This is a genomic window from Acinetobacter minutum (assembly GCF_035916735.1).
GTDB lineage: Bacteria > Pseudomonadota > Gammaproteobacteria > Pseudomonadales > Moraxellaceae > Acinetobacter.
This window is the reverse complement of sequence record NZ_JAQIHG010000013.1, coordinates 50,258-70,647: the sequence shown is the minus strand read 5'-3', so window position 1 is coordinate 70,647 and position 20,390 is coordinate 50,258. Positions and strand designations below refer to the sequence as shown.

Genomic DNA, 20,390 nt, shown 5'->3' with positions numbered 1-20,390 from the left:
ATTGCTAATTGACGGATGCGAATCGCGGCGGAAAGACCTGCAGGTCCGGCACCAACGATGACGACATCAAACTCCATCGATTCACGTTCGATGTGTTCCATGTAGGACTCCTCATATTGCTAAGGGTGGCAACCGAAATGAGAAAAACGGTGCTGCCATGAGTGTTCTGAATTGCCAGACACAAAATCGCTCTCGTGTCTTGAAAAATTTGGGCTAGTATAGTTTCAAACCTTGATCTAGCCAATCGGCTGAGTCGTATTAATTTCCCATCCGCAAGGCATAAACCATGGTAAAGCAAGCTAATTCAAACGATGCGGTGAAAAAAGAACCGTTGGGCGATGATAAAAATTTACTGGACATCGCACAATACTTAAAAGATATACAGCAAAGTCAGAAAAGATCGGTTCCCCCTCTTGACCAGTGGCATCCGCAGCATTGCGGCAAAATGGATTTGCGTATCCAGGCCAATGGCGAATGGTGGCATGAAGGGCAGCGCATCCAGCGTCAGGCCATGGTTGAACTGTTTTCCACTGTACTGTGGAAAGAAGAAGACAAGTTCTATCTGAAAACCCCGGTTGAGCAGATTGAGATTGAAGTCGAGGATGAACCGTTTCTGGTCAATCAAATTGATCAGGTTGAAATTGGAGGCAAAACCTATTTGCAATGCCGTACGGCACAACAGGATGTAGTGATTGTAGATGTCGAGCATCCGATTTTTATGCGTGATTATCAAGGCGAACGACGTCCGTATATCCATGTCCGCTTTGGCATGAATGCCTTGATCCAACGCCAAGCCTTCTATCATCTGGTGAGTTACGGCGAGCTGATTGAAGACGCCGATGGGCAGACCATTTTGCAGCTACAAAGTGGTGATTTGCACTTGCAATTAGGCACTTGAGGTTTAAGCTTTACACTTTGAAACGTGCAAAACCTGAAAGTAATGCCATGAGTGCCATCCAGCCTGTTTTTCTGTTGCAAGATCCAATGCCTCAAGCGACACCCGACGCGCCGATCGGTATTTTTGATTCTGGCATTGGTGGACTCTCGGTTGCACTGGAAATTGCCCGGCATTTACCTAATGAGCGGATTGTCTATTATGCCGATACTGCACATGTGCCTTATGGTTCACGTCAGGATGAGGATATTCGCCAGCTGACCGCCCAAGCCGTGGAATGGTTGTACCGACAAGGGTGTAAAGTGGCAGTCGTGGCCTGTAATACAGCTTCGGCCTTTAGTCTGGATTATTTGCGCGAATATTATGGAGAAAGTTTCCCGATTATTGGGCTGGTTCCCGCGCTAAAACCAGCGGTATTACAAAGTAAAACTAAGGTGGTGGCTGTGTTGGCGACACCCGCCACATTTCGCGGTAAATTGATCAAGGATGTCATCGAGAAATTTGCCTTACCTGCAGGGGTAGAGGTGTTGCCTGTCACCTGTCTGGATCTGGTGCCTTTCGTGGAAAAAGGCCTGCAAATGAGTCCGCTCTGTTTAAATACACTGAAGGAAATTTTGCAACCTGTGGTGGATCAGGGGGCCGATTTTCTGGTGCTGGGTTGTACCCATTATCCTTTTCTTAAAGAGGCGATTCAGTCGATTTTTGCTGAACAGCTCAGCCTTATTGATTCAGGTCAGGCGGTTGCACGACAAACAGCGCGTATTCTGATCAAACATGGTTTATTATCTGAACAGCAACTGGATAATCACATTCGAATTAAATGTTTTGTTAGTGGGCAAAATGCCGAGGAATTGCGAAGTATTTTGCAGCATCTTCTGCCGGAAGATTTAACTTGGAGTATTGAAAATATTCGTGTTTCTCACATCTTGTGATATAAGATAGTCAGCTTAAATAATTATATTTTTTGAAATTTTAAATTGGGGGTGTTCATATCGGTCACGGCTAGGGATTGAGGCTGCGATATGAAAAAGTAATGAGGAATACCCATGCTGGATAAGCGCTATCAGGTTTTTATCTCGACTTCGGGCAGTGACATGCAACCGGAGCGTATGATGTTGGCCCAAACTTTGGTGGGCATGGGTTTTTTTTCATGGGGATTGGAGCAGCGTACCCCTTTAAGTACGGCATTTGCCCGTCGCCAGATTGATGATTGTGATTATGTGGTGATTCTGCTCGGTAGCCAGTATGGTGAGCAGTCGGTTTCTGGCGTAGGTTACATGCATCTTGAATATATTTATGCAGTGACCAAACAGAAGCCGATTATTGTCTTTATGCACGAGGATCCCGATTCGCGTGATCCCGCATTGCATGATGAAAAGCCGGAATTACAGGCCAAATTCAAAGAGTTTCGCAAACTGCTACAGCAGGAAGTGGATCAGGTCTTTACCTACCGAACTTTGCGTGATCTAGAGTTGGCAGTACGCTATAACATGCCACAAATGCTTGAACGTTATCCTGTGGTCGGCTGGGTACGCCCACAAAATATTCAGGTGTTGCAGGATGAAATTGACCGTTTAAAGGAGCAACTACAGCACTTGGAAACTGAAATGGGTGCGCGTGATGCCGACCCGTTCCTGAACCTGCCAAAAGCCTCAATGCATGAAATGTTTGCGTTTGAATACCGCATGCATGCTTATCAGGATGGTAATTTTAGCGAGCTAAAAGCACAGCGCAAACTGACCTGGGCGCAGCTTCTGTCCGTTTTAGGCCCAACTTTCAAACAGCCTACGCCGGAAGAGTATTTTTCCAAGCGTATGAATGAATATCTGAATCAAACCGGTATTGATGATGCCCGCCTGGAAATGCCGCGCGCGCATGCAGTTGCGCGTTGTCAGATCAATATCCGAGCGTTACATAGCATCAAAATGCAGATGCGCCAGAATGACTGGATTGTCCCGACGGCGCGTGATGACCGACAGCGCATGTTGTGGCAGCTAACGGCGAAAGGCCAAAAACTGCTGGATAGTAATTTGCTAGATAACGATCGAATTTTTCAATTCAGGTCGACATATTAATCAATCTCAAGCATCAGGATAAACTGTTAAAGTAAGCCGATTCATTGCCGCTGACTGAATAGGAACCTTTATGTTTTCAGCACCTAAACCGAAAGTGACCGTGATCCTGGCCAACTTAGGTACGCCTGATGCAGCTACCGTCCCTGCGGTACGCCGATTCTTAAAACAGTTTTTATCTGATCAGCGGGTGATTGAAATTCCCAAACCAATTTGGCAGATCATTTTAAACCTGTTCATCCTGCCATTTCGTCCGAAACGTGTGGCGCATGCTTATGCACAGGTGTGGTCAGTTGATTCTCCCATGCGTGAAATTCTGTTTGATCAGGTCGAACAGGTCAAAACACGTTTACTGCAGCAATATCCTGAGCTCGATCTCACGATTGTGCCCGCCATGACGTATGGCAATCCGGGGATTGGGCCTTTATTGCAGCAGCTCAGCCAGAATCCACCGGATCACATTGTGCTGTTGCCTTTATTTCCGCAGTATTCAGCTACCTCGACAGCACCGTTATATGATGCGTTTGCCAAATGGATTCTAAAGCAGCGTAATTTACCGGGGCTGACCTTTATTCGCGATTATTATCAGCATCCCTTATTTATTCAGGCCCTGGCACAAAGTGTACGTGACTATCAGGCTGAACACGGTAAACCGGAAAAGCTGCTGATGTCGTTCCACGGTATTCCACAGCCTTATGCGGATAAGGGCGATCCTTATGCGGATCGGTGCCGCGTGACTGCTGCACTGGTTGCTCAAGCACTCAACTTGCGGGAACATGAATGGGCTATCAGTTTCCAGTCACGTTTTGGCAAGCAGGAGTGGGTCAAACCGTATACCGATGCCTTGTTGGAACAATGGGGACGTGAAGGCGTGCAATCGGTACAAGTATTGAGTCCGGCATTTTCAGCGGACTGTCTGGAAACGCTGGAAGAATTGGCGATCCAGAATGCCGAACTGTTTCAGGAAGCGGGTGGCGGCAGCTATGCTTATATTCCGGCATTGAACAGTCGGCCCCAACATATCGATTTATTGACGACACTGCTGCAAGCGACTCTAGATAGCCTGCAACAAACTTTTATCCGTTAAGCTCAGCGCCCGAGGAAACCATGCTACAAGTCAAGATTGTACCCGTTACTGCTTTTGCGCAAAACTGTTCCATCCTTTGGGACAGTGAAAGCAAAGAAGCGATCCTGATTGATGCCGGTGGCGAAGCTGGAAAGCTACAGCAGGAAGTTGCTGGCTTGGGTCTAACGGTCAAAGCCTTGTGGCTCACGCACGGCCATCTTGATCATGCTGGTGCAGTGGGTGAGCTGGCGCGTGTCTGGCAGATACCGGTCATCGGGCCGCATGAAGACGACCAGTTCTGGCTGGATCAGATTCAGGAATCCTCAGCACGTTATGGTTTCCCCATTCCAGAGCCGGTCGTGGTGGATCAATGGCTGCAAGGCGGAGAAATCCTGAAACTGGGTGAGCATGAATTTGAAGTGCGTCATGCACCGGGCCATACGCCTGGGCATGTGATGTTTTATAACGCGGCACATGGCCTGCTCTGGACCGGAGATGTGCTGTTTAAAGGCTCGATTGGCCGTACGGATTTTCCACGCGGGAATTTTGACCAACTGATGGCATCCATCCAGCGTGAGTGTTTCAGTTTACCCGATGAAACCCGGTTTATTTCTGGTCATGGTCCACTCAGTACCATCGGCTATGAAAAGCAGTTCAATCCTTTTGTCGCGGGAAAAGCCGGTTAATCTGCGGTCAGATCTCATGTCAAAAACCTCGGTCAAGCCGAGGTTTTTTTATTATTCGTTTTCTGAGGGATCACCTAAGGCCATCGGGGCATCTTGGGTTGGCAGTTTATATTCTTCATTGGCCCAGGCACCCAAATCGATCAGTTTGCAGCGCTCCGAACAGAAAGGACGGAAAGGATTGTCTTCCCATTGGCTCGGTTGACCACAGCGTGGGCAGGGAAAGGTACGGGGCATTTCATTTTCCTCATTCAAGGGTGATGCAGCGATTTCATCGCGCTCATGCTAGACTGATGCGGTTTTTTGTTTAGTTTGGTCTGATTATGCCGATTCGTCAATTTCAAGCTCAGCGTATGCAAGCCCCGCGTGATTTTCAAGCGATCTCGTCGCAACCGATTTGTCTGGAAATTGGTGCAGGCAAAGGCAAACATGCTCTGCAGTTTACTGCACAGCATCCGCAGCAGCATTTAGTGGCAATTGAACGAACCCGGGAAAAGTTTGAGGCGATGCAGAAACAGCATCAACAGGAAGGCCAAAAAAATCTGCAACCGGTTCATGCTGATGCTCTGCCATGGGTGGTGCATGCGCTTTATCCCCAGCAGGTTGAGCAGTGTTTTATTCTGTATCCGAATCCGGAACCGCATAATCCGGCGCAGCGCTGGCTGAATATGCCTTTTTTTGAATTTCTGTTATCGCGTTTGCAACCGAAGGGTCAGATTACCCTGGCGAGTAATATTCCTGATTACATTGCGGAAGCTGAACAGCAATTGCAGCAGGTCTGGCAATTGCCTTATATCAAGGAAGTGATCCCGGCAACTTCAGCACGTACCCATTTTGAAATCAAATATCTGGAACGTGGGGAGTTGTGCCAGCAATTGGTGATTAGTAAACCTGAAACCTACCAGACTCGCTTTGATGACTTTATGCCATTATTGGGCCAGTCTCATGCCGAATAAGCGCATCGCGATTGTCGGGGCAGGACCTGCAGGATTGATGGCTGCGGAAGTCCTGAGCCAGTATGACTATGACATTCATGTCTATGAACAAAAACCTTCGGCAGCACGTAAATTCTTGATGGCCGGTAAAACCGGACTGAATATTTCCCATGCTGAAGACATTGCACAGTTCTTGCAGCGTTATGATCATCTGGATTGGCTCGCTCCTTGGATTCGCCGTTGGGATGCGACCTGGATTCGGCAATGGATGACGGATCTCGGCGTTGAATCGTATGTCGGTTCATCGGGCCGGATTTTTCCGGTTGAAATGAAAGCGGCTCCGCTGTTACGTGCCTGGTTAAAACGTCTCACGGGGCAAGGCGTTAAATTTCATTACCGTCATGTCTGTTTGGGCCTGGAAGGACAGCAGTTGCATTTTCAGGATCTGAAACAGGCTGATCAATCGGTTCAGACCGGGCATTTTGATGCGATTGTGCTGGCCTGTGGTGCAGTTTCTTGGCCGCAACTCGGCAGTAATGGCACTTGGCAGCAATGGCTCAAGTCTGAACAGATACAGCCTTTCCAGCCGAGCAATGCCGGAGTGGAAAGACCTTGGTCCAGTTTTATGCAGCCGGTTTTTGGCCAGCCACTCAAACGGGTCGAGGCTTGGGTACAGTCTGAACAGAAAACCATGGGTGATATTGTGATTACCCAGTATGGTCTGGAAAGTGGCTTGATTTACAAACAGGGTCGTGCCTTACGTCAGTTGCAACAACAGCAACAGCCGATGTGTTTGCATCTGGATCTGTTACCGGCATTGAGCCAGGCTGAACTGGCAAAAAAACTGGTGCCCAGTAAAAAACAATCTTTAAGCAATGTCTGGCGCAAAGCTGGACTAGATACGGTGAAGGCCAGTCTGATTCGTGAACTGGTCGATAAAGCGCTTTGGCAAGATGCGGCAGCCTTGGCAGCCAAGATCAAAGATTTAGCGGTTGAAATTGAAGGATTTCGCCCGATTGAAGAAGCGATCAGTTGTGCGGGTGGGGTAAAACAATCGGCTTTGACACCAGAATTACAATTGAAATCACATCCCGGCATTTTTTGCTGTGGTGAAATGCTGGATTGGGATGCTCCGACCGGGGGCTATTTACTCACCGCCTGCTTTGCCACGGGACGTGCAGCAGGAGAAGGCGTTCACCAGGTACTGTCGACTAGATCCCTTGTTGGCTGCTGAAGATCAGCTCGGTCTGCCGCTGCATAAAAAATAAAAGAGCCGATGAGAAGACTCTTTTATTTTGGGTGTACAGCATGATTTCTGCTTGTGCACTCGATTATTTTTCGCTGAGTGCCTGACCTGAAAACTGAATACCTGCCCAGCCATTTTGCATAAACTGACGGATATTCTGGTGATCCGTGGCTTCTGGCGTTGCCAGTACCGCTGCATAGTGTTCAGCAAAGAGGCTGAGGGTTTGAGCTTGATCCAAACCATTCAGCTGGGCAAATGAAAACACTTTGGCACTGCCCTGGTTCTCAGTCGCTGCATTGGCTTGCTGGCCATTGGTAAATGCAGTAGGGGTATGGGTATAACGTGCATCAATATAAGCGATGACATCGGCAAATTTAGCTTCACCCGCTTGCAGCTGTGCCAATAAATCTTGAGCCATATTTTCCTCAATTGCTTGAAAAACAGAGCGCTCTAGCATAACGGTTTTATCCGGGTTTTGCCTGTATCACTGCTGAATTTTTTCTCCTACAGGGAGTGTTGGGGAGAATTTTTGGATTTATCCACAAGCTTGCGATTACAATGTGGATATCTCGGGCACACTGGAAACTGTAATGAACTGGCTGCTGGTCGCATGTGGGGGCGCAATAGGCGCAACGTTACGTTATGCTGCAAGTTTGCTGCTGAAACCACATGGACTGTTTCCCTGGCCGACCTGGTGGGTCAACTTGTTGGGCTGCTTTTGTGCTGGACTGTTTCTGGCCCTGTGTCAGAAATATCCTGCATTACAGCAGGAAACCCGTCTCTTTTTGATGGTCGGGATTTTAGGGGGCTTTACCACATTTTCCAGTTTTGGTCTGGAAACCTTTCAATTGTTACGTCATGGCCAACACATGCTGACCTTGCTGTATGTGCTTTCGACGCTGTTTTTAGGGGTGCTGGTTCTGGCACTGGGTTTTTATCTGGCGCAATACCTGTTGGCGAGCAAAAGCCTCTAAGCAAAAAAAGAAGTCTAAGCGAAATGAGGCGTCTTAGACTTCTAAAGGAGTTAATACATTCACCGGGGTTGCAACTCCGCTAGCGCTTATGCTTAAAGCGTGCAAAACGTTTGTTAAAGCTTGCCACACGTCCTTCATTGCTCGCCTGACGTACTTCACCGGTATAGAACGGATGTGAAGCGCTGGAGATATCCAAAGTCACGTAAGGATAGATTTGACCTTGATATTCTTTGGTTTGTTTGCTCTGTAAGGTACTGCGTGTCAAAAAGTACACATCAGCATTGGTATCGTGAAACAGTACCTGCTGATAGGTGGGATGGATATCTTTGCGCATTTTTTCCTCTGAATTGTCTTGCTTTGATGTAATGTTATAATATTACATCAAGATAAGAAAATCATGCAACTCCCAAAGGAGTTGCTGAAAAATGCGAGGGATGAGGGTGATTCGGTTAAGGGGCGGAAGGAATCAGCTGTTCAAAAATGTCATTCACGTTGTCATGGACTTTTAAGTGAATCAGGTTCCAGTAATGGCCGGAAATGGTTCGGTTCACCATAAGCGTGTCAGGTGAAGGTTTAAATACGTCCCAGTATTTGAGCGAACGTTTCACCAGTAACATGCCGTCATGATGGGCGGAGTTTTCTGCAAAATCGTAATGCGTGGTCAATGGCCGTAACAGGACCTCTAGCCACTCCTGATACAATTCTTCAGGGAACTGCCCTTTGGCTGCCAGGGCATGTAAGGCATCCAGTTGCTGTTCAATTTCAGCAATATTACCGCGGCGTGATGCACGAACCAGGGTTTTAAAGTGCTCAACGATCTCTGTGCTCAAGGTTTTGACACCCCCGTAATCATAAATGATTACGCTGCCATCCGGGCGGAACGCAAAGTTGCCGGGATGTGGATCACAATGAAACCGCTTGAGGAAAAAGATTTCTTGCCCCATTGCGCTGAGCAGACGACGTCCCAGTTCGTTCCGGACTTCGAGGGGCCAACTACTCGCCGTTTCGATACTGTCACCACGTTCCATACTCAGGGTCAGTACACGGCGGGTTGAATATTCGGGATAGACGCGTGGAATAATGATCTTGTCATCCAGGGCAGCATGAAAGGTACGGAAGACCTGTAAATTCTGCGCTTCGATTTCATAGTTCAGTTCAGCACTCAGGCTGTCCTGAATTTCTTCAAACAGACGGTCCTGTAATTTCTTATCGACTTTTAATACACCCATCAGGCGTAAAGCCAAACGAACCTGTTTCAGGTCACTTTCACAGGCCTGATCCACGCCTGGATATTGTACCTTAACCACCACCTGTTCACCGCTTGGCAAGGTCGCTTTATGTACCTGACCAATTGATGCCGCTGCAAACGGTTCTGGATCAAAAGACTGAAATAGCACATTCAATGGCTTGCCGAGTTCTTTCTCAACTTGTGCCTGAATGGCAGCGAAGGGCATGGCCGGTGCCTGACGTTGCAGTTTAGAGATAGCCTTAGCAACCTCAGGCGGGAAAATGTCTTTGTATTGTGAGGCGATCTGTCCGACCTTCATCACCGCACCTTTCATTTCTCCCAAGGTCTCAGCAATCTGTATCCCGATATCCTGCAACAGCTTACTTTTGGCCTCGAGTTTCTTTTCCTCATCGGCCGTCAAATGACGGATGGAGTTCGTCATGGTTTTGCTGGCAATGCTGGCTGTCATACTGGCCAGTTTCATAAAACGCCGGCCGGGAGAACTGGAATGTTTAGCCATTCAAAGATACCTCAGAGAAGTCGAGAGATTGCATGCAGTTGTTGATCATAGGCGCTCGCTCAGCCTTTGCCTAGTTTTTATTGTTACTGGCCGATGAGCGCACTGTTCAGTTGTTATCTTATTCAATATAAACAGGTTATTCGAGAGAAAATTTTGCTTGAGCAGAAGCGGATTGCAGTATTTTTCTCGAAAGCGTGCTGCCTTAACCTGTATGGGAAAATTTTTGTTTTAAGCGCTGGTTGTTCTGATAGAGCCGGGTCAGCAGCAGGATACAGGCAACCGTGAGTCCAACAATCAGTCCGACCCAGACGCCACTGGCACCCAGGGAACTAAAACGCGCCAGATAAATACTGATCGGGAAAGCCACCACCCAGTAGGCGATCAAGGTGATCCACATCGGCCCTTGGGTATCCTGCATGCCACGTAAACAGCCTGCAGCACTGACCTGCCAGGCATCCATTAACTGATAGGCCAAAGCAAACAGCAGCAAATACATGGCAACCTGAGAAACAGCCGGATCACTGGTATAAATCGCAACAATCTGAGGCCGTGCCAAGGCAATAAACAGCATACAGGCCACGGCCAACAGGGTCGCACTGAATAGGCCTAGATGCTGGACTTTTTGCATAGCTACCCAATTCTGTTCACCATAATAGGTGCCGACACGAATGGTTAGTGCAATTGCCAGTGACAGGGGGATCATAAACAGTTGCGAGGTGACCGAAATGGCAATTTGATGGGCAGCAATGACGGTTTCACCGAGTGGGCTGAGAATAATCGCCGCCATACTGAACAGGCTGACTTCAAAAAAGATCGCCAGTCCAATTGGCAAACCCAGTTTTAAAATGCGTTTGAGCCAGATTGGATCCAGACGTTCCCAAGCAGCAAAGACTTGGGTTTTCTGATAGGCCTGGGCTTTGTAAATATAGCCAGCCAGGCTGATCAGCATCAGCCATTGCAGAATGGCCGTCGCAAAACCACAACCCGCACTGCCTAAAGCCGGAATCGGTCCCCAGCCATACATAAAGATCAGGTTCAGCGGTACCAGAACCAGCAGGGCGAGTAAGCCAATCGCGGTTACTGGTCGCGGATAACCCAATGCTTCAGAATAGCCTCTGAGTGCTGCATATAATGTCACGGCAGGCATGCCAAAACCGATGGCATGCAGGAACAGGCTGGCTTTTGGCAAGAGATTGTCCGGTACACCCAGAACCGGCAATAACAATGGCATCAGCTGTAAAATCAGTAAGGCAATAATTCCGAGTCCTAATGCGGCCCAGAGGGATTGCCGGGCGATGGTGGCGATCTTGTGTGGATCTCGGGCACCGTTAGCCTCTGCAACCAACGGAGTGGTGGCAATCATGATGCCACTGAACAGCAGCATGACCGGAATCCATAAACCGACCCCCACAGCAATCGCGGCCAGATCGGTCGGAGAAAGGCGTCCTGCCATAATGGTATCGATCAAGCCTAAGCCTGCCTGAGCAAACTGGGTCAGTAAAATCGGTAACATCAGACGGAACAGATGGATAAATTCAAAGCGGGTGCTGGTGGCTTTCGACACAAAAAATACTCGTTATCAACTGGACAGCAGCTGACTTATCGTTGCAAGGTGAGTATGACACCCACAAAGATCACGATTCCTCCGAGTAAACGCTGCCAGTTCACCGGAGCCTTTTCAGTGCCCAGCCAGCCGAAGTGATCCAGTAGCATCGACATCAGCAATTGCCCAAAAATAACCACACCAGAAAAGGTTAAAAATCCCATTTTCGGTGCAGTATAAATGCTGAAGCTGATCGCATAAACCCCTAGAAAGCCGCCTAACCAGAGAAACCAGGGGATTTGTGCCAGCTGCTGCAAACCAGGTTTTTCTGCGGGATGCAGCAGGACCATCACGGCTAACACGAGCGTGCCGATGAGAAAAGATAAAAAAGCGGCCTGAAGCGGAGAAGTCAGATATTCGCGCAGCTGTGTGTTGATCGCGGTCTGGATGGTCAACGCAATCCCGATGCCTAAGGTGAAAGGTAGAAGTCCTAACAGTTGTGCCGAAATTTTCATGGTCCGTTGATGCTGTAATTCTTCTTTAGTGATTCGAGGTTAGCATAAAACTGATGGCTTTCCGTCGGTGTATCCGTGTAGTCATGTTAAAATACAGGGCATTCCTGTAGACCTGTTCTGAGTATATTGTTTGGCTACCTTCGATCCGAAAACGATTCCGTTGTCGTTGTATATTCACATGCCGTGGTGTGTGCGCAAATGTCCCTATTGTGACTTTAATTCTCATGCCGTACCGGATGGTAAACTGACGCTGGATCTGGAACAGGAATATCTGCACGCCCTGGCTGAAGATTTTAAAACCCAATTGGATTTTGCGCAAAGCCGTTCTATCCACAGCATTTTTATTGGAGGGGGAACACCCTCGCTAATTTCTGCCCAAGGCTATCTGTGGCTGTTTGCTCAGTTACGTCATTTACTGCCGTTCCAAAGTGATTGTGAAATTACGTTGGAAGCCAATCCCGGTACCGTAGAGCATGATCCTTTTGCTGATTATTTGCAGGCTGGGATTAACCGGCTATCGATTGGGGTGCAAAGTTTTCACAGCGAGCAATTGCAACGCTTGGGACGTATCCATGGCCAGCAGGATGCCTTGTCTGCGATTCAGCAGGCGAAAGCAGCGGGCTTCCAGCGCATCAATGTTGATTTGATGCATGGCTTACCTGAACAGACCGTTGAGCAGGCACTGACAGATCTGCAACTCGCGGTAGAAGCGGGGGCAACGCATATTTCCTGGTATCAGCTGACGATTGAACCAAACACGGTCTTTTTCAGAACCCAGCCGCTACTGCCTTCGGATGAGGTGTTAGAAGATATTCAGGAGCAGGGGGAGGCCTATCTTAAGGCTCATGGTTTTGTGAACTATGAGGTCTCAGCGTGGCGTAAAGAACGTCCGTCAGCGCATAACCTGAATTATTGGCAGTTTGGCGATTATCTGGCGATTGGGGCGGGCGCCCATGGCAAGGTGACCTTACCGGAGGGTGTCTATCGTTTCCAGAAGACCCGTCTGCCGAAAGACTATCTGGCTAAAGTCCCTGCGGAACATTTGCAGTTTAAACCGGTCACGGCTGAAGAGTTACCTTTTGAGTTTATGATGAATGCACTGCGCTTGAATGATGGTGTAGACGCTCAGCTGTATGCGCAGCGAACCGGATTAGATTTAGCCGATTTGGATCAGGTCCTGACTTCTTTGCGACAGCGTAAATTGCTGGTTAATGATCCTCAGCGTTTGGCCTGTACCGAGCAGGGCCATGTGTTTTTAAATTCCGTGCTGGAAGAATTTTTGTAAGTGGTGGAAATGCTCCACCATGCTTTATTTTTTTCATTTTAAGCTGTCGCATCCATGCCAAGAAATTTAGCACTCGATTATCTCAAAATGGGGCTGGCCATCAGCATTGTGTTTTTACACACCCTGATTTTCTATGATCTTGCACCGTTATTGGGACATAGTCTGGTACAAGGCCTGTTTCGACTCGCGGTACCGGTTTTTTTGATCATTAGTGGCTATTATTTTTTTGGCATTCAGGAGGCCGAAAAATATAAAAAATGGCTATTCAGGATTGCCGGTTTATATCTACTCTGGACCCTGTTTTATGCCCCCATCTGGTGGACCGCGTACGCTTTTTATAATTGGCTGAATCTACTCTATGGCTATTTTGTCTTGTGGTATCTGGTTGGTGTACTACTCGGTGGTTCACTGCTCTATGTGCTGAGAAAATGCCATTCAGGCCTATTATTGGCTTGTGCTTTGCTGCTGTTTCTCGGCGGTTGGGCGATCCAGGAATTGGGCAATTTGCATGTGCTGAGCCCAGTGCTGGACCGGCGCTTTAATTTTGCGCCCTGGCATCGTAATTTTCTGCTGGTCAGTTTTCCTTTTCTGACTGTAGGTTTTTTACTGCGTAAGCACCGTGAGCAAATTACTGCGCGCTTTAAGGTCAAGTTATGGCATGTGGTATTGGCATTCACCGTGGTTCTGATGGAGTCAATAGCGAATTATTACTGGATCAGTAAAACGGAAGCGGTAGAACAGATGCTCTCGTTATTTGTAGCTGCGCCGTTGCTGTTTTTATATGTGTTGCAGCAGAAAATCATGGGAAACAATAAAGAACTGGCTAACCTTTCTACCGCGATTTTCTTTATACATCCCTTGTTTATTTATTTCCTTAAAAACCATTTCATTGGACAGCAAACGCTACTGAGTTTTATGGTGTTGCTATGTTCCCTCCTAGCTGGTTTTGTACTGGTCGCGCTGAATAAGAAACTGAAGTATCTGTTATAAATGGGCATAAAAAAGAGCGCCTTGGCGCTCTTTTTTACAGCGTTCTCAAATTAATAATCGAAACTGAAATGTTCTGCTGGTAATGCTGTCATGCTACGTGACGGATAAACCATCGCTTCTGCATGGCCTTGTGCCCGTGGTAACAGACGTTCAAAGTAGAATTGTGCCACCTTGATTTTGGCCTTATAAAATTCAGGCGTTTCCTGTCCGGTACCTGCTGCAAGATGATTAGAGGCTACGGCTGCCTGTTGAGCCCAGAAATAGCCCATCATCACATAGCCGGAGAACATCAAGAAATCAACCGATGCGCTGGATACAATGTCACGATCCTTACGCGCAGCTAGCAGAATACGCACAGTCAGAGTGTTCCATTGTGCGCAGAGTTTGGTGAGATCCCAGGCAAAACCGCGCATATATTTGTTACGCGCATGTAGGCCACAGAATTTGAGAATTTCTGAAGTGTAATCACGGATGACCTTGCCGCGCGAGTTCAATAAGACTTTACGACCGATCAAGTCCAGTGCCTGAACACCTGTAGTGCCTTCATACAGCATGGCAATGCGGGCATCACGCACGATTTGTTCCATGCCCCATTCCTTGATATAACCATGACCACCATAGACTTGCATGCCGTGGTTTGCAGCTTCGTAGCCCATTTCGGTGAGGAAACCCTTAAGAATCGGCGTATAGAAACCTAAGTGGTCATCTGCCGCCTGGAAGGCCGCCATATCACCCCGTTGCAAGGCATCGTTCATTTTATCGGCCAGCTGTGCAGCATGATAAATCATGGAACGGCCACCTTCTGCAATGGCTTTTTGCGTGAGCAGCATACGGCGTACATCGGCATGGTAAATGATTGGATCTGCAACCTTGTCTGGCTCTTTTTTACCAGACAGTGCGCGCATCGACAGACGTTCTTTGGCATACGGCAATGCTCCTTGGAACGCCAGTTCAGCATGAGCGATCCCTTGGATTGCGGTGCCAATCCGCGCGATATTCATGAAGGTAAACATGGCGTGCAAACCCTTATTCGGTTCACCAATCAGGAAGCCTTTTGCTTGGTCGAAATTCAGCACCGCGGTTGCTGAGGCACGAATCCCCATTTTGTGCTCAATGGAGCCACAAGTGACAGCGTTGCGTTCGCCCACCTGACCTTCGGCATTGGGCAGGAATTTCGGCACAATAAACAGCGAAATGCCTTTGGTCCCTTGTGGGGCATCGGGTAAACGTGCCAATACGATATGCACGATATTTTCTGTTAAATCATGCTCACCGGCAGAGATGAAGATTTTGGTACCGGAAATCTGATAGGTGCCATCTGCTTGCGGTTCTGCTTTGGTTTTGACCTGACCGAGGTCAGTACCACATTGCGGTTCGGTCAAACACATGGTGCCCGACCAAGTTCCCGCCACCAGATGTGGCATATAGGTTTTTTTCTGTGCATCGGTACCGTACTGCATGATGGTGCTCATACAGCCGACACTCAGTCCCGGATACATCTGGAAGGCCCAGTTGGCGGTGCCCATCATTTCCGCCTTGATCAGATTCAAGGACATTGGCAGATTCTGCCCCCCAAACTCTTCTGGATAAGACAAACCTTGCCAGCCGCCTTGTACGAACTGGTCATAGGCTTCTTTAAAGCCTTTTGGCGTGGTGACCTGTCCATTATCGAAATGGCAGCCTTCATCATCGCCGGATTGATAGAGTGGGGAAAGGACATTTTCACAAAAATCGGCGGCACCTTCGAGGATCATATCTACCGTGTCGGCATCAGCCGCTGCACCATTCGATAACGATTGATAGTGGCTGCGGTAGTCAAATACTTCATTCATTAAAAAACGAATATCGCGTAATGGAGCTTTATAAGCAGGCATGAGATTAATCCTAATTTAGAAATTGTTTTTGATTGTTCAGGTCGTTACTTTGATTATTCACATGGGTCATAAAAATACATTGATATTGTAGCCTCCGGAAATTGTCAGAAAGGCGAATAGAGGACGAAGCCAATTATCTGAATGCTGTATTTTTTCTTTCGTTCTGCATACATTTTCATCATACTCGAGCGCTTAGATTCTGCAAATTTTTATACACAATAATTAGGTTTTTATTATGAAACTTACAATATTAACGGGGTGTTTACTCAGTTTGGGGCTGATGGGCTGTAGCCAAAATTTAATAAAATCAAAAGTGCAGCAACCCAAGGGAACGGTAGCACCGCAGGCGGTGCAAGGCGTGAATGCGGTATACCGTTATCCAAGTTTTGACTATGCTTCGCAGATCAAGTTTGAATTTAATGATCCGGCTCATCCAGGCAATACAGTCAATCGTGCGATAACTTCACCGAAAACATTGGATCCCGAGATTCGTCAAAAATTACAGCAATTTTTTGCCGCAGAACAAATTCACTTGAAAGCCCGAGAGCAACAGGCACTGTATCAGGCTTTGTCTGAGCCGCCTCATCCACTGCAACCTAGCAGTATGAGTGCACGTTTGCAAAAGTTTAGTACTCATTTACTGAGCGACCTGGATTTGAGCCTGAATGGTTCGGTACATTGGCGGGAAAAACAGGCCTCAATGAACCTGCAGTTACGTTATGCCAAGCCAACTTTGCTGGTACAGGCTCAAGTGCCGATGGTGCTGGATTTACAGGACCATAAATTTTATAGCAATTTTTTTGCCTTGATGCCGTTCTTGGTCAATCGGGATTCACAAGCCGATTATGCCTATGTCGATTTGGCCAAGTACAAAGATCTCTTGCAACAGCTCGATGGCCGTGCTGCTTTACAGTTTTTGCAGGAACTTTCTGCGCTGCCTTACCAGTTAGCAGCGGACTCGAACTTAACTCGCCTCCCTTTAACGGCTCAGGATCGTGCGCAAGGTGCCGTAGACAAGATCCGTTTGCAATCGACGCTGGCTGAAAGTCTGTTACAAACCAGCCTGTTTTTACAGGTCAATGAACAGTATCTGTTACGTCATATTCTAAAAATTGACCCTGTTTCTGGCCAGAGTCAGAATCTGGGTCAACTTTTATTGAGTCAGGCATCGGCCACATCTGCTGAAAAAGTAGTGAAGGACCGTACCGCAACGCATGCATCGGCACATTATCAGGATATGTTGAATGCCTACTGGCAACAGTTGCGTGAGCAACAGCAGAGCGATTGTGACTGTGGGGAAGATGAAGCCTCGCTATCAGCAGAGACAGCCAAAGAAGTGGCACCCGAGGGGAGCGTGCAACAAGAACAGGAACAGTACCTTGCACAGGATTTGGCACAGTGCCAACGGTTGGCGACTGAAAAGCAGCAGATCAGCTTGGGCGATGCTGCCTATTGTTTGAATGTCTATGCGGTGGATGTGCTGCAGCCACAGGATTCGACGGTATCTATGAGTTCGCCAGTGATTCAGCAGGAAAAAATGGTGAGACTCAAACAACTTTTTAAAACCTATGACACTGGACAGCTGGTTACAGTACAACAATTTAAAGCCTTATGGCAGCAGCATCAGACTGAGATACAAGCCTACCTGCAAGAGGAAAACATGCCGCTGCCCTCCGTTGTTGAACTGGGGCTAGATGAGCAGGGGCGCATGCTGTATGTGCACAATCAATTTGATTTATCGGGTGTACTCCCTCAGCAGCCGCTACGTATTCGGGTTGATACCCAGGTGTCTCATTATGGACAGGCCTCTGCAATTGATCAGCAGGCTTTAAAACAGGCGAAACCGATTGCCGAAGTAATGCGGGGTTCCGCTTTAGATGGGGTGTTTCAGGGCGTATTGAAGCGTAGCGGCATGGATGATGAAGCATCCTCCATGAGCAAAGATGTGGATTCACTGGATCAGCAACTCGAACAGCTGGCCACTCAGGTCTATGCCAAGAAACAGGACTACCTCAGCACCTATAATGCAGTTTTTCTGGCTACGCTTGCACAGCAACAGCCGCGTTGGTTGCAGCATTTTTCTGCCCAAGATCTGGCAGAGGTCGCCAGTCTGCATGCTTACCGTTATGCCAGTGAACAGTATTTGCCATCAACTACAGATATGGAACAGCAACAGCAGCGTTGGCAACAGCACCAGCATTGGACTGAAGACAGCTATCAGGTCATGTTAGGACGACAGACGGCCAGCTTGGTGGAGCATGTCATCCAGAAAGCACAACAGAAAAATCGTTTAAAACAGCTCAAGCAGCATTCGCCAAAACCGGAACAGCAGTTTTCGGCCTTGTATGTGCAGGCTTATCAGCAGGCCTATGAAGATGAGCTGAACAATCCCCCGCCTAAAGAATTAAAACAGGTGGCGGATATTCTGGGGCATGCCTATGCCACACAGCAAAAACGAGTCCTGCAGCCAGAGAGTTTTCAGCCGTTGAAATTGTCGGATGAAACATGGGTGGATGTAGAGTTGATCTCGGTGGTCTTTGCTCAGTTGGAAGAAAAATAACCCATAGATTTCACCAAGTTCAAATGCTGAACTTGGTGAAACAGTTTTATTTTTGCTGTTCTAAGCTCAGAAAATCGCGGGTGTTTGGTCGGACACCATTCCAGATCGAGAACGATTCGACGGCCTGACCGACCAGCATTCCGAAACCTTCAGAGGTTGGAATACCGCGTGCTTTGGCCTGATCCAGAAAACTCGAAGGTTTGCCATACGCCATTTCATAGGCATATTTAAACTGCAACGCTTCCGGTAAAACCAGGGCATCACCCGCCAGACTGGCCGAGGTAGCATTAATCACCAGATCAAAATCACCGGCTAACTCATCTAGCCCAATCGCGGCTAAAGTTGCTTGTGGCACCGAAGCAGCGATATCCTGAACCAGTTGTTCGGCACGGGCCAGTGTACGGTTAGCGATCACGATTTTTTTCACGCCTGCCTGCACCAGTGGATAAATCACCCCACGGGTCGCACCACCTGCGCCAATAATCAGTACGGTCGTATTGTGCAGTGGCCAGTCCAGTGCCTGAATGGCTTCCACCAGACCCTGACCATCGGTATTGTCGCCGTGAAGCTGTCCATCCTGCATCCATAGCGTATTGACCGCTTTGGCGATTTTGGCACGTTCACTGAGCTGGTCACATAAAGCAAAGGCCTGTTCTTTAAACGGCACCGTGACATTCATGCCGACACCACCGGCAGCAAAAAATTCGCGTACGCTGGCTTCAAAACCATCCAGCGCGGCCAAGCGTTTGCTGTAGTTCAAATCTACACCCATTTTTTCGGCAAAGGCATGGTGTAATTCCGGTGAACGGGATTGTTCAATCGGATTGCCAATGACGGCGAATTGCTTGCTCATCTCTTACCCATCATCACTCAGATCAAATATATTCACTATACGCGAAGCCCCATTGAAAAAGCACCTGTTCAGGTGCTCTTGATGTCGTGCTCAGGCCAACAGCCAAAATTATTGATTTAACTTTAGCCAGTCACGCGGCTTTAAATAATATTCGGTGAGACGTTTTTCGGTGGAATCTTCTGCCCATTCCGGACGGTAGCTCCATGCCGCCAGGTTTGGTAAGCTGACCAGAATCGATTCGATGCGACCACCGGTTTGTAGGCCAAATAGGGTGCCGCGGTCATAGACCAGGTTGTATTCGACATAGCGGCCACGACGATAGAGCTGGAATTCCCGCTGTGCTTCACTATATGGCTGCTCACGGTGTTTCTCAAAAATCGGCAGAATTGCTTCAAGATAACCATTGCCTACCGCCTGGATATACTGGAAGCAGGTTTCAAAATCCCAGCAGTTCAGATCATCAAAAAACAGGCCACCGACGCCACGCTGTTCATCACGATGCTTTAAATAAAAATAGTCATCACACCACTGTTTATGTTTGGCATACACCTCTTCACCAAAAGGCTGGCATAGATCATAGGCTTTTTGATGCCAGTTAATGATATCCTGCTCATCCGGATAAAAGGGTGTGAGGTCAAAACCGCCCCCAAACCACCAGATTGGTGCCTGGCCTTCCGGTTCGGCGACAAACAGACGCACATTGGCGTGTGAAGTTGGAATATTCGGGTTTTTCGGATGGATGACCAACGACACACCCATGGCCTGAGCTTTGGCACCGGCAATTCCCGGATGTCGTTCTGTCGCCGAGGCAGGCAGTTTGGAAATATTGATGTGCGAGAACATCACGCCGCCTTTTTCAATCACTGTGCCATCTTGCAGCACACGTGAACGGCCACCGCCGCCTTCCGGACGTTCCCAGTCATCAATGATGAATTCTGCTGTACCGCCACCGGCTTGTTCCTGCTGTTCTAAGGCAGTACAGATCCGGGCCTGTAAATCGAGGAGAAAATCACGAACACGCTGGAGATCAGCAGAGGTGGGATGAGACATCGGAACACTCATAAGAAAATTCAAAATTCATCACATCAAAACACAAAATGCCGAAAAGATTAAGCAGGTTTTTCTCATGCGGAGGTCTGCTTGTATTCTAT

Annotated in this window: 21 protein-coding genes; 11 read left to right on the top strand and 10 right to left on the bottom strand. The window is 48.0% G+C overall.

Going from position 1 to position 20,390, the window contains the following annotated elements:
• On the bottom strand, nucleotides 1-101 hold a 101-nt coding region (locus PAE54_RS07445), incomplete at its 3' end, for an FAD-binding protein (RefSeq protein ID WP_265761705.1).
• 185 nt (nucleotides 102-286) lie between these two features.
• Here PAE54_RS07445 and PAE54_RS07440 point away from each other — a divergent pair.
• The 5 genes from PAE54_RS07440 to PAE54_RS07420 all read left to right on the top strand — a co-directional run bounded on the left by PAE54_RS07440 (nucleotide 287) and on the right by PAE54_RS07420 (nucleotide 4,719).
• Nucleotides 287-898, top strand: coding sequence for a DUF1285 domain-containing protein (locus PAE54_RS07440; protein WP_326518952.1), 612 nt, complete (start codon nucleotides 287-289; stop codon nucleotides 896-898).
• A 47-nt stretch (nucleotides 899-945) separates the two neighbouring features.
• Nucleotides 946-1,827, top strand: coding sequence for a glutamate racemase (gene murI / locus PAE54_RS07435; protein WP_326518959.1), 882 nt, complete (start codon nucleotides 946-948; stop codon nucleotides 1,825-1,827).
• Between the two features lie 114 nt (nucleotides 1,828-1,941).
• Nucleotides 1,942-2,970, top strand: coding sequence for a DUF4062 domain-containing protein (locus PAE54_RS07430; protein WP_326518951.1), 1,029 nt, complete (start codon nucleotides 1,942-1,944; stop codon nucleotides 2,968-2,970).
• 70 nt (nucleotides 2,971-3,040) lie between these two features.
• Nucleotides 3,041-4,054, top strand: coding sequence for a ferrochelatase (hemH, locus tag PAE54_RS07425; protein WP_326518950.1), 1,014 nt, complete (start codon nucleotides 3,041-3,043; stop codon nucleotides 4,052-4,054).
• A gap of 20 nt (nucleotides 4,055-4,074) precedes the next feature.
• Nucleotides 4,075-4,719: an MBL fold metallo-hydrolase gene (locus tag PAE54_RS07420; protein WP_326518949.1), complete on the top strand. Its 645-nt coding sequence runs from the start codon at nucleotides 4,075-4,077 to the stop codon at nucleotides 4,717-4,719.
• A gap of 51 nt (nucleotides 4,720-4,770) precedes the next feature.
• Here PAE54_RS07420 and PAE54_RS07415 read toward each other — a convergent pair whose 3' ends face one another.
• Nucleotides 4,771-4,953 (bottom strand): DNA gyrase inhibitor YacG, encoded by a 183-nt coding sequence (locus PAE54_RS07415; RefSeq protein ID WP_326518948.1) that lies wholly within the window; start codon nucleotides 4,951-4,953, stop codon nucleotides 4,771-4,773.
• Between the two features lie 80 nt (nucleotides 4,954-5,033).
• On the opposite strand from PAE54_RS07415, the gene PAE54_RS07410 reads away from it, so the two are divergent.
• Together PAE54_RS07410 and PAE54_RS07405 are read left to right on the top strand one after the other, a co-directional pair.
• A complete protein-coding gene (locus tag PAE54_RS07410) occupies nucleotides 5,034-5,672 on the top strand; it encodes a DUF938 domain-containing protein (RefSeq protein WP_326518958.1) in 639 nt (212 codons plus the stop codon).
• A complete protein-coding gene (locus PAE54_RS07405; protein WP_326518947.1) occupies nucleotides 5,662-6,885 on the top strand; it encodes a TIGR03862 family flavoprotein in 1,224 nt (407 codons plus the stop codon). Before PAE54_RS07410 ends, PAE54_RS07405 begins: the two co-directional genes overlap by 11 nt.
• Before the next feature lie 97 nt (nucleotides 6,886-6,982).
• Here PAE54_RS07405 and PAE54_RS07400 read toward each other — a convergent pair whose 3' ends face one another.
• Nucleotides 6,983-7,315: a HopJ type III effector protein gene (locus tag PAE54_RS07400; RefSeq protein WP_326518946.1), complete on the bottom strand. Its 333-nt coding sequence runs from the start codon at nucleotides 7,313-7,315 to the stop codon at nucleotides 6,983-6,985.
• 172 nt (nucleotides 7,316-7,487) lie between these two features.
• Here PAE54_RS07400 and crcB point away from each other — a divergent pair, with 172 nt between their 5' ends.
• Complete coding sequence (gene crcB, locus PAE54_RS07395) at nucleotides 7,488-7,871, top strand: fluoride efflux transporter CrcB (protein ID WP_326518945.1); 384 nt, start codon at nucleotides 7,488-7,490, stop codon at nucleotides 7,869-7,871.
• 79 nt (nucleotides 7,872-7,950) lie between these two features.
• Here the strand turns inward: crcB and PAE54_RS07390 are convergent, their stop codons facing one another.
• The 4 genes from PAE54_RS07390 to PAE54_RS07375 all read right to left on the bottom strand — a co-directional run bounded on the left by PAE54_RS07390 (nucleotide 7,951) and on the right by PAE54_RS07375 (nucleotide 11,677).
• Entirely contained in the window at nucleotides 7,951-8,205 is a 255-nt protein-coding gene (locus PAE54_RS07390) for a type B 50S ribosomal protein L31 (protein WP_326518944.1), read from the bottom strand.
• Nucleotides 8,206-8,320: 115 nt separating this feature from the next.
• Entirely contained in the window at nucleotides 8,321-9,619 is a 1,299-nt protein-coding gene (locus tag PAE54_RS07385) for an ABC1 kinase family protein (RefSeq protein ID WP_326518943.1), read from the bottom strand.
• Between the two features lie 202 nt (nucleotides 9,620-9,821).
• Nucleotides 9,822-11,132 (bottom strand): MATE family efflux transporter, encoded by a 1,311-nt coding sequence (locus PAE54_RS07380; protein WP_326518957.1) that lies wholly within the window; start codon nucleotides 11,130-11,132, stop codon nucleotides 9,822-9,824.
• Between the two features lie 86 nt (nucleotides 11,133-11,218).
• Nucleotides 11,219-11,677, bottom strand: a complete 459-nt coding sequence (locus PAE54_RS07375; protein ID WP_326518942.1) for a DMT family transporter — start codon at nucleotides 11,675-11,677, stop codon at nucleotides 11,219-11,221.
• A 130-nt stretch (nucleotides 11,678-11,807) separates the two neighbouring features.
• On the opposite strand from PAE54_RS07375, the gene hemW reads away from it, so the two are divergent.
• Complete coding sequence (gene hemW, locus PAE54_RS07370; RefSeq protein ID WP_326518941.1) at nucleotides 11,808-12,962, top strand: radical SAM family heme chaperone HemW; 1,155 nt, start codon at nucleotides 11,808-11,810, stop codon at nucleotides 12,960-12,962.
• 54 nt (nucleotides 12,963-13,016) lie between these two features.
• Entirely contained in the window at nucleotides 13,017-13,952 is a 936-nt protein-coding gene (locus PAE54_RS07365) for an acyltransferase family protein (protein WP_326518940.1), read from the top strand.
• A gap of 50 nt (nucleotides 13,953-14,002) precedes the next feature.
• On the opposite strand, the gene PAE54_RS07360 is transcribed toward PAE54_RS07365, so the two are convergent.
• Complete coding sequence (locus tag PAE54_RS07360) at nucleotides 14,003-15,826, bottom strand: acyl-CoA dehydrogenase C-terminal domain-containing protein (RefSeq protein ID WP_273778350.1); 1,824 nt, start codon at nucleotides 15,824-15,826, stop codon at nucleotides 14,003-14,005.
• Nucleotides 15,827-16,061: 235 nt separating this feature from the next.
• On the opposite strand from PAE54_RS07360, the gene PAE54_RS07355 reads away from it, so the two are divergent.
• Nucleotides 16,062-18,386: a hypothetical protein gene (locus tag PAE54_RS07355; protein WP_273778352.1), complete on the top strand. Its 2,325-nt coding sequence runs from the start codon at nucleotides 16,062-16,064 to the stop codon at nucleotides 18,384-18,386.
• Nucleotides 18,387-18,432: 46 nt separating this feature from the next.
• Here the strand turns inward: PAE54_RS07355 and aroE are convergent, their stop codons facing one another.
• Nucleotides 18,433-19,239: a shikimate dehydrogenase gene (gene aroE / locus PAE54_RS07350; RefSeq protein WP_326518939.1), complete on the bottom strand. Its 807-nt coding sequence runs from the start codon at nucleotides 19,237-19,239 to the stop codon at nucleotides 18,433-18,435.
• A 108-nt stretch (nucleotides 19,240-19,347) separates the two neighbouring features.
• On the bottom strand, nucleotides 19,348-20,289 hold the full coding sequence (gene hemF, locus PAE54_RS07345; protein WP_326518938.1) for an oxygen-dependent coproporphyrinogen oxidase: 942 nt from the start codon (nucleotides 20,287-20,289) through the stop codon (nucleotides 19,348-19,350).
• Nucleotides 20,290-20,390 lie beyond the last annotated feature (101 nt).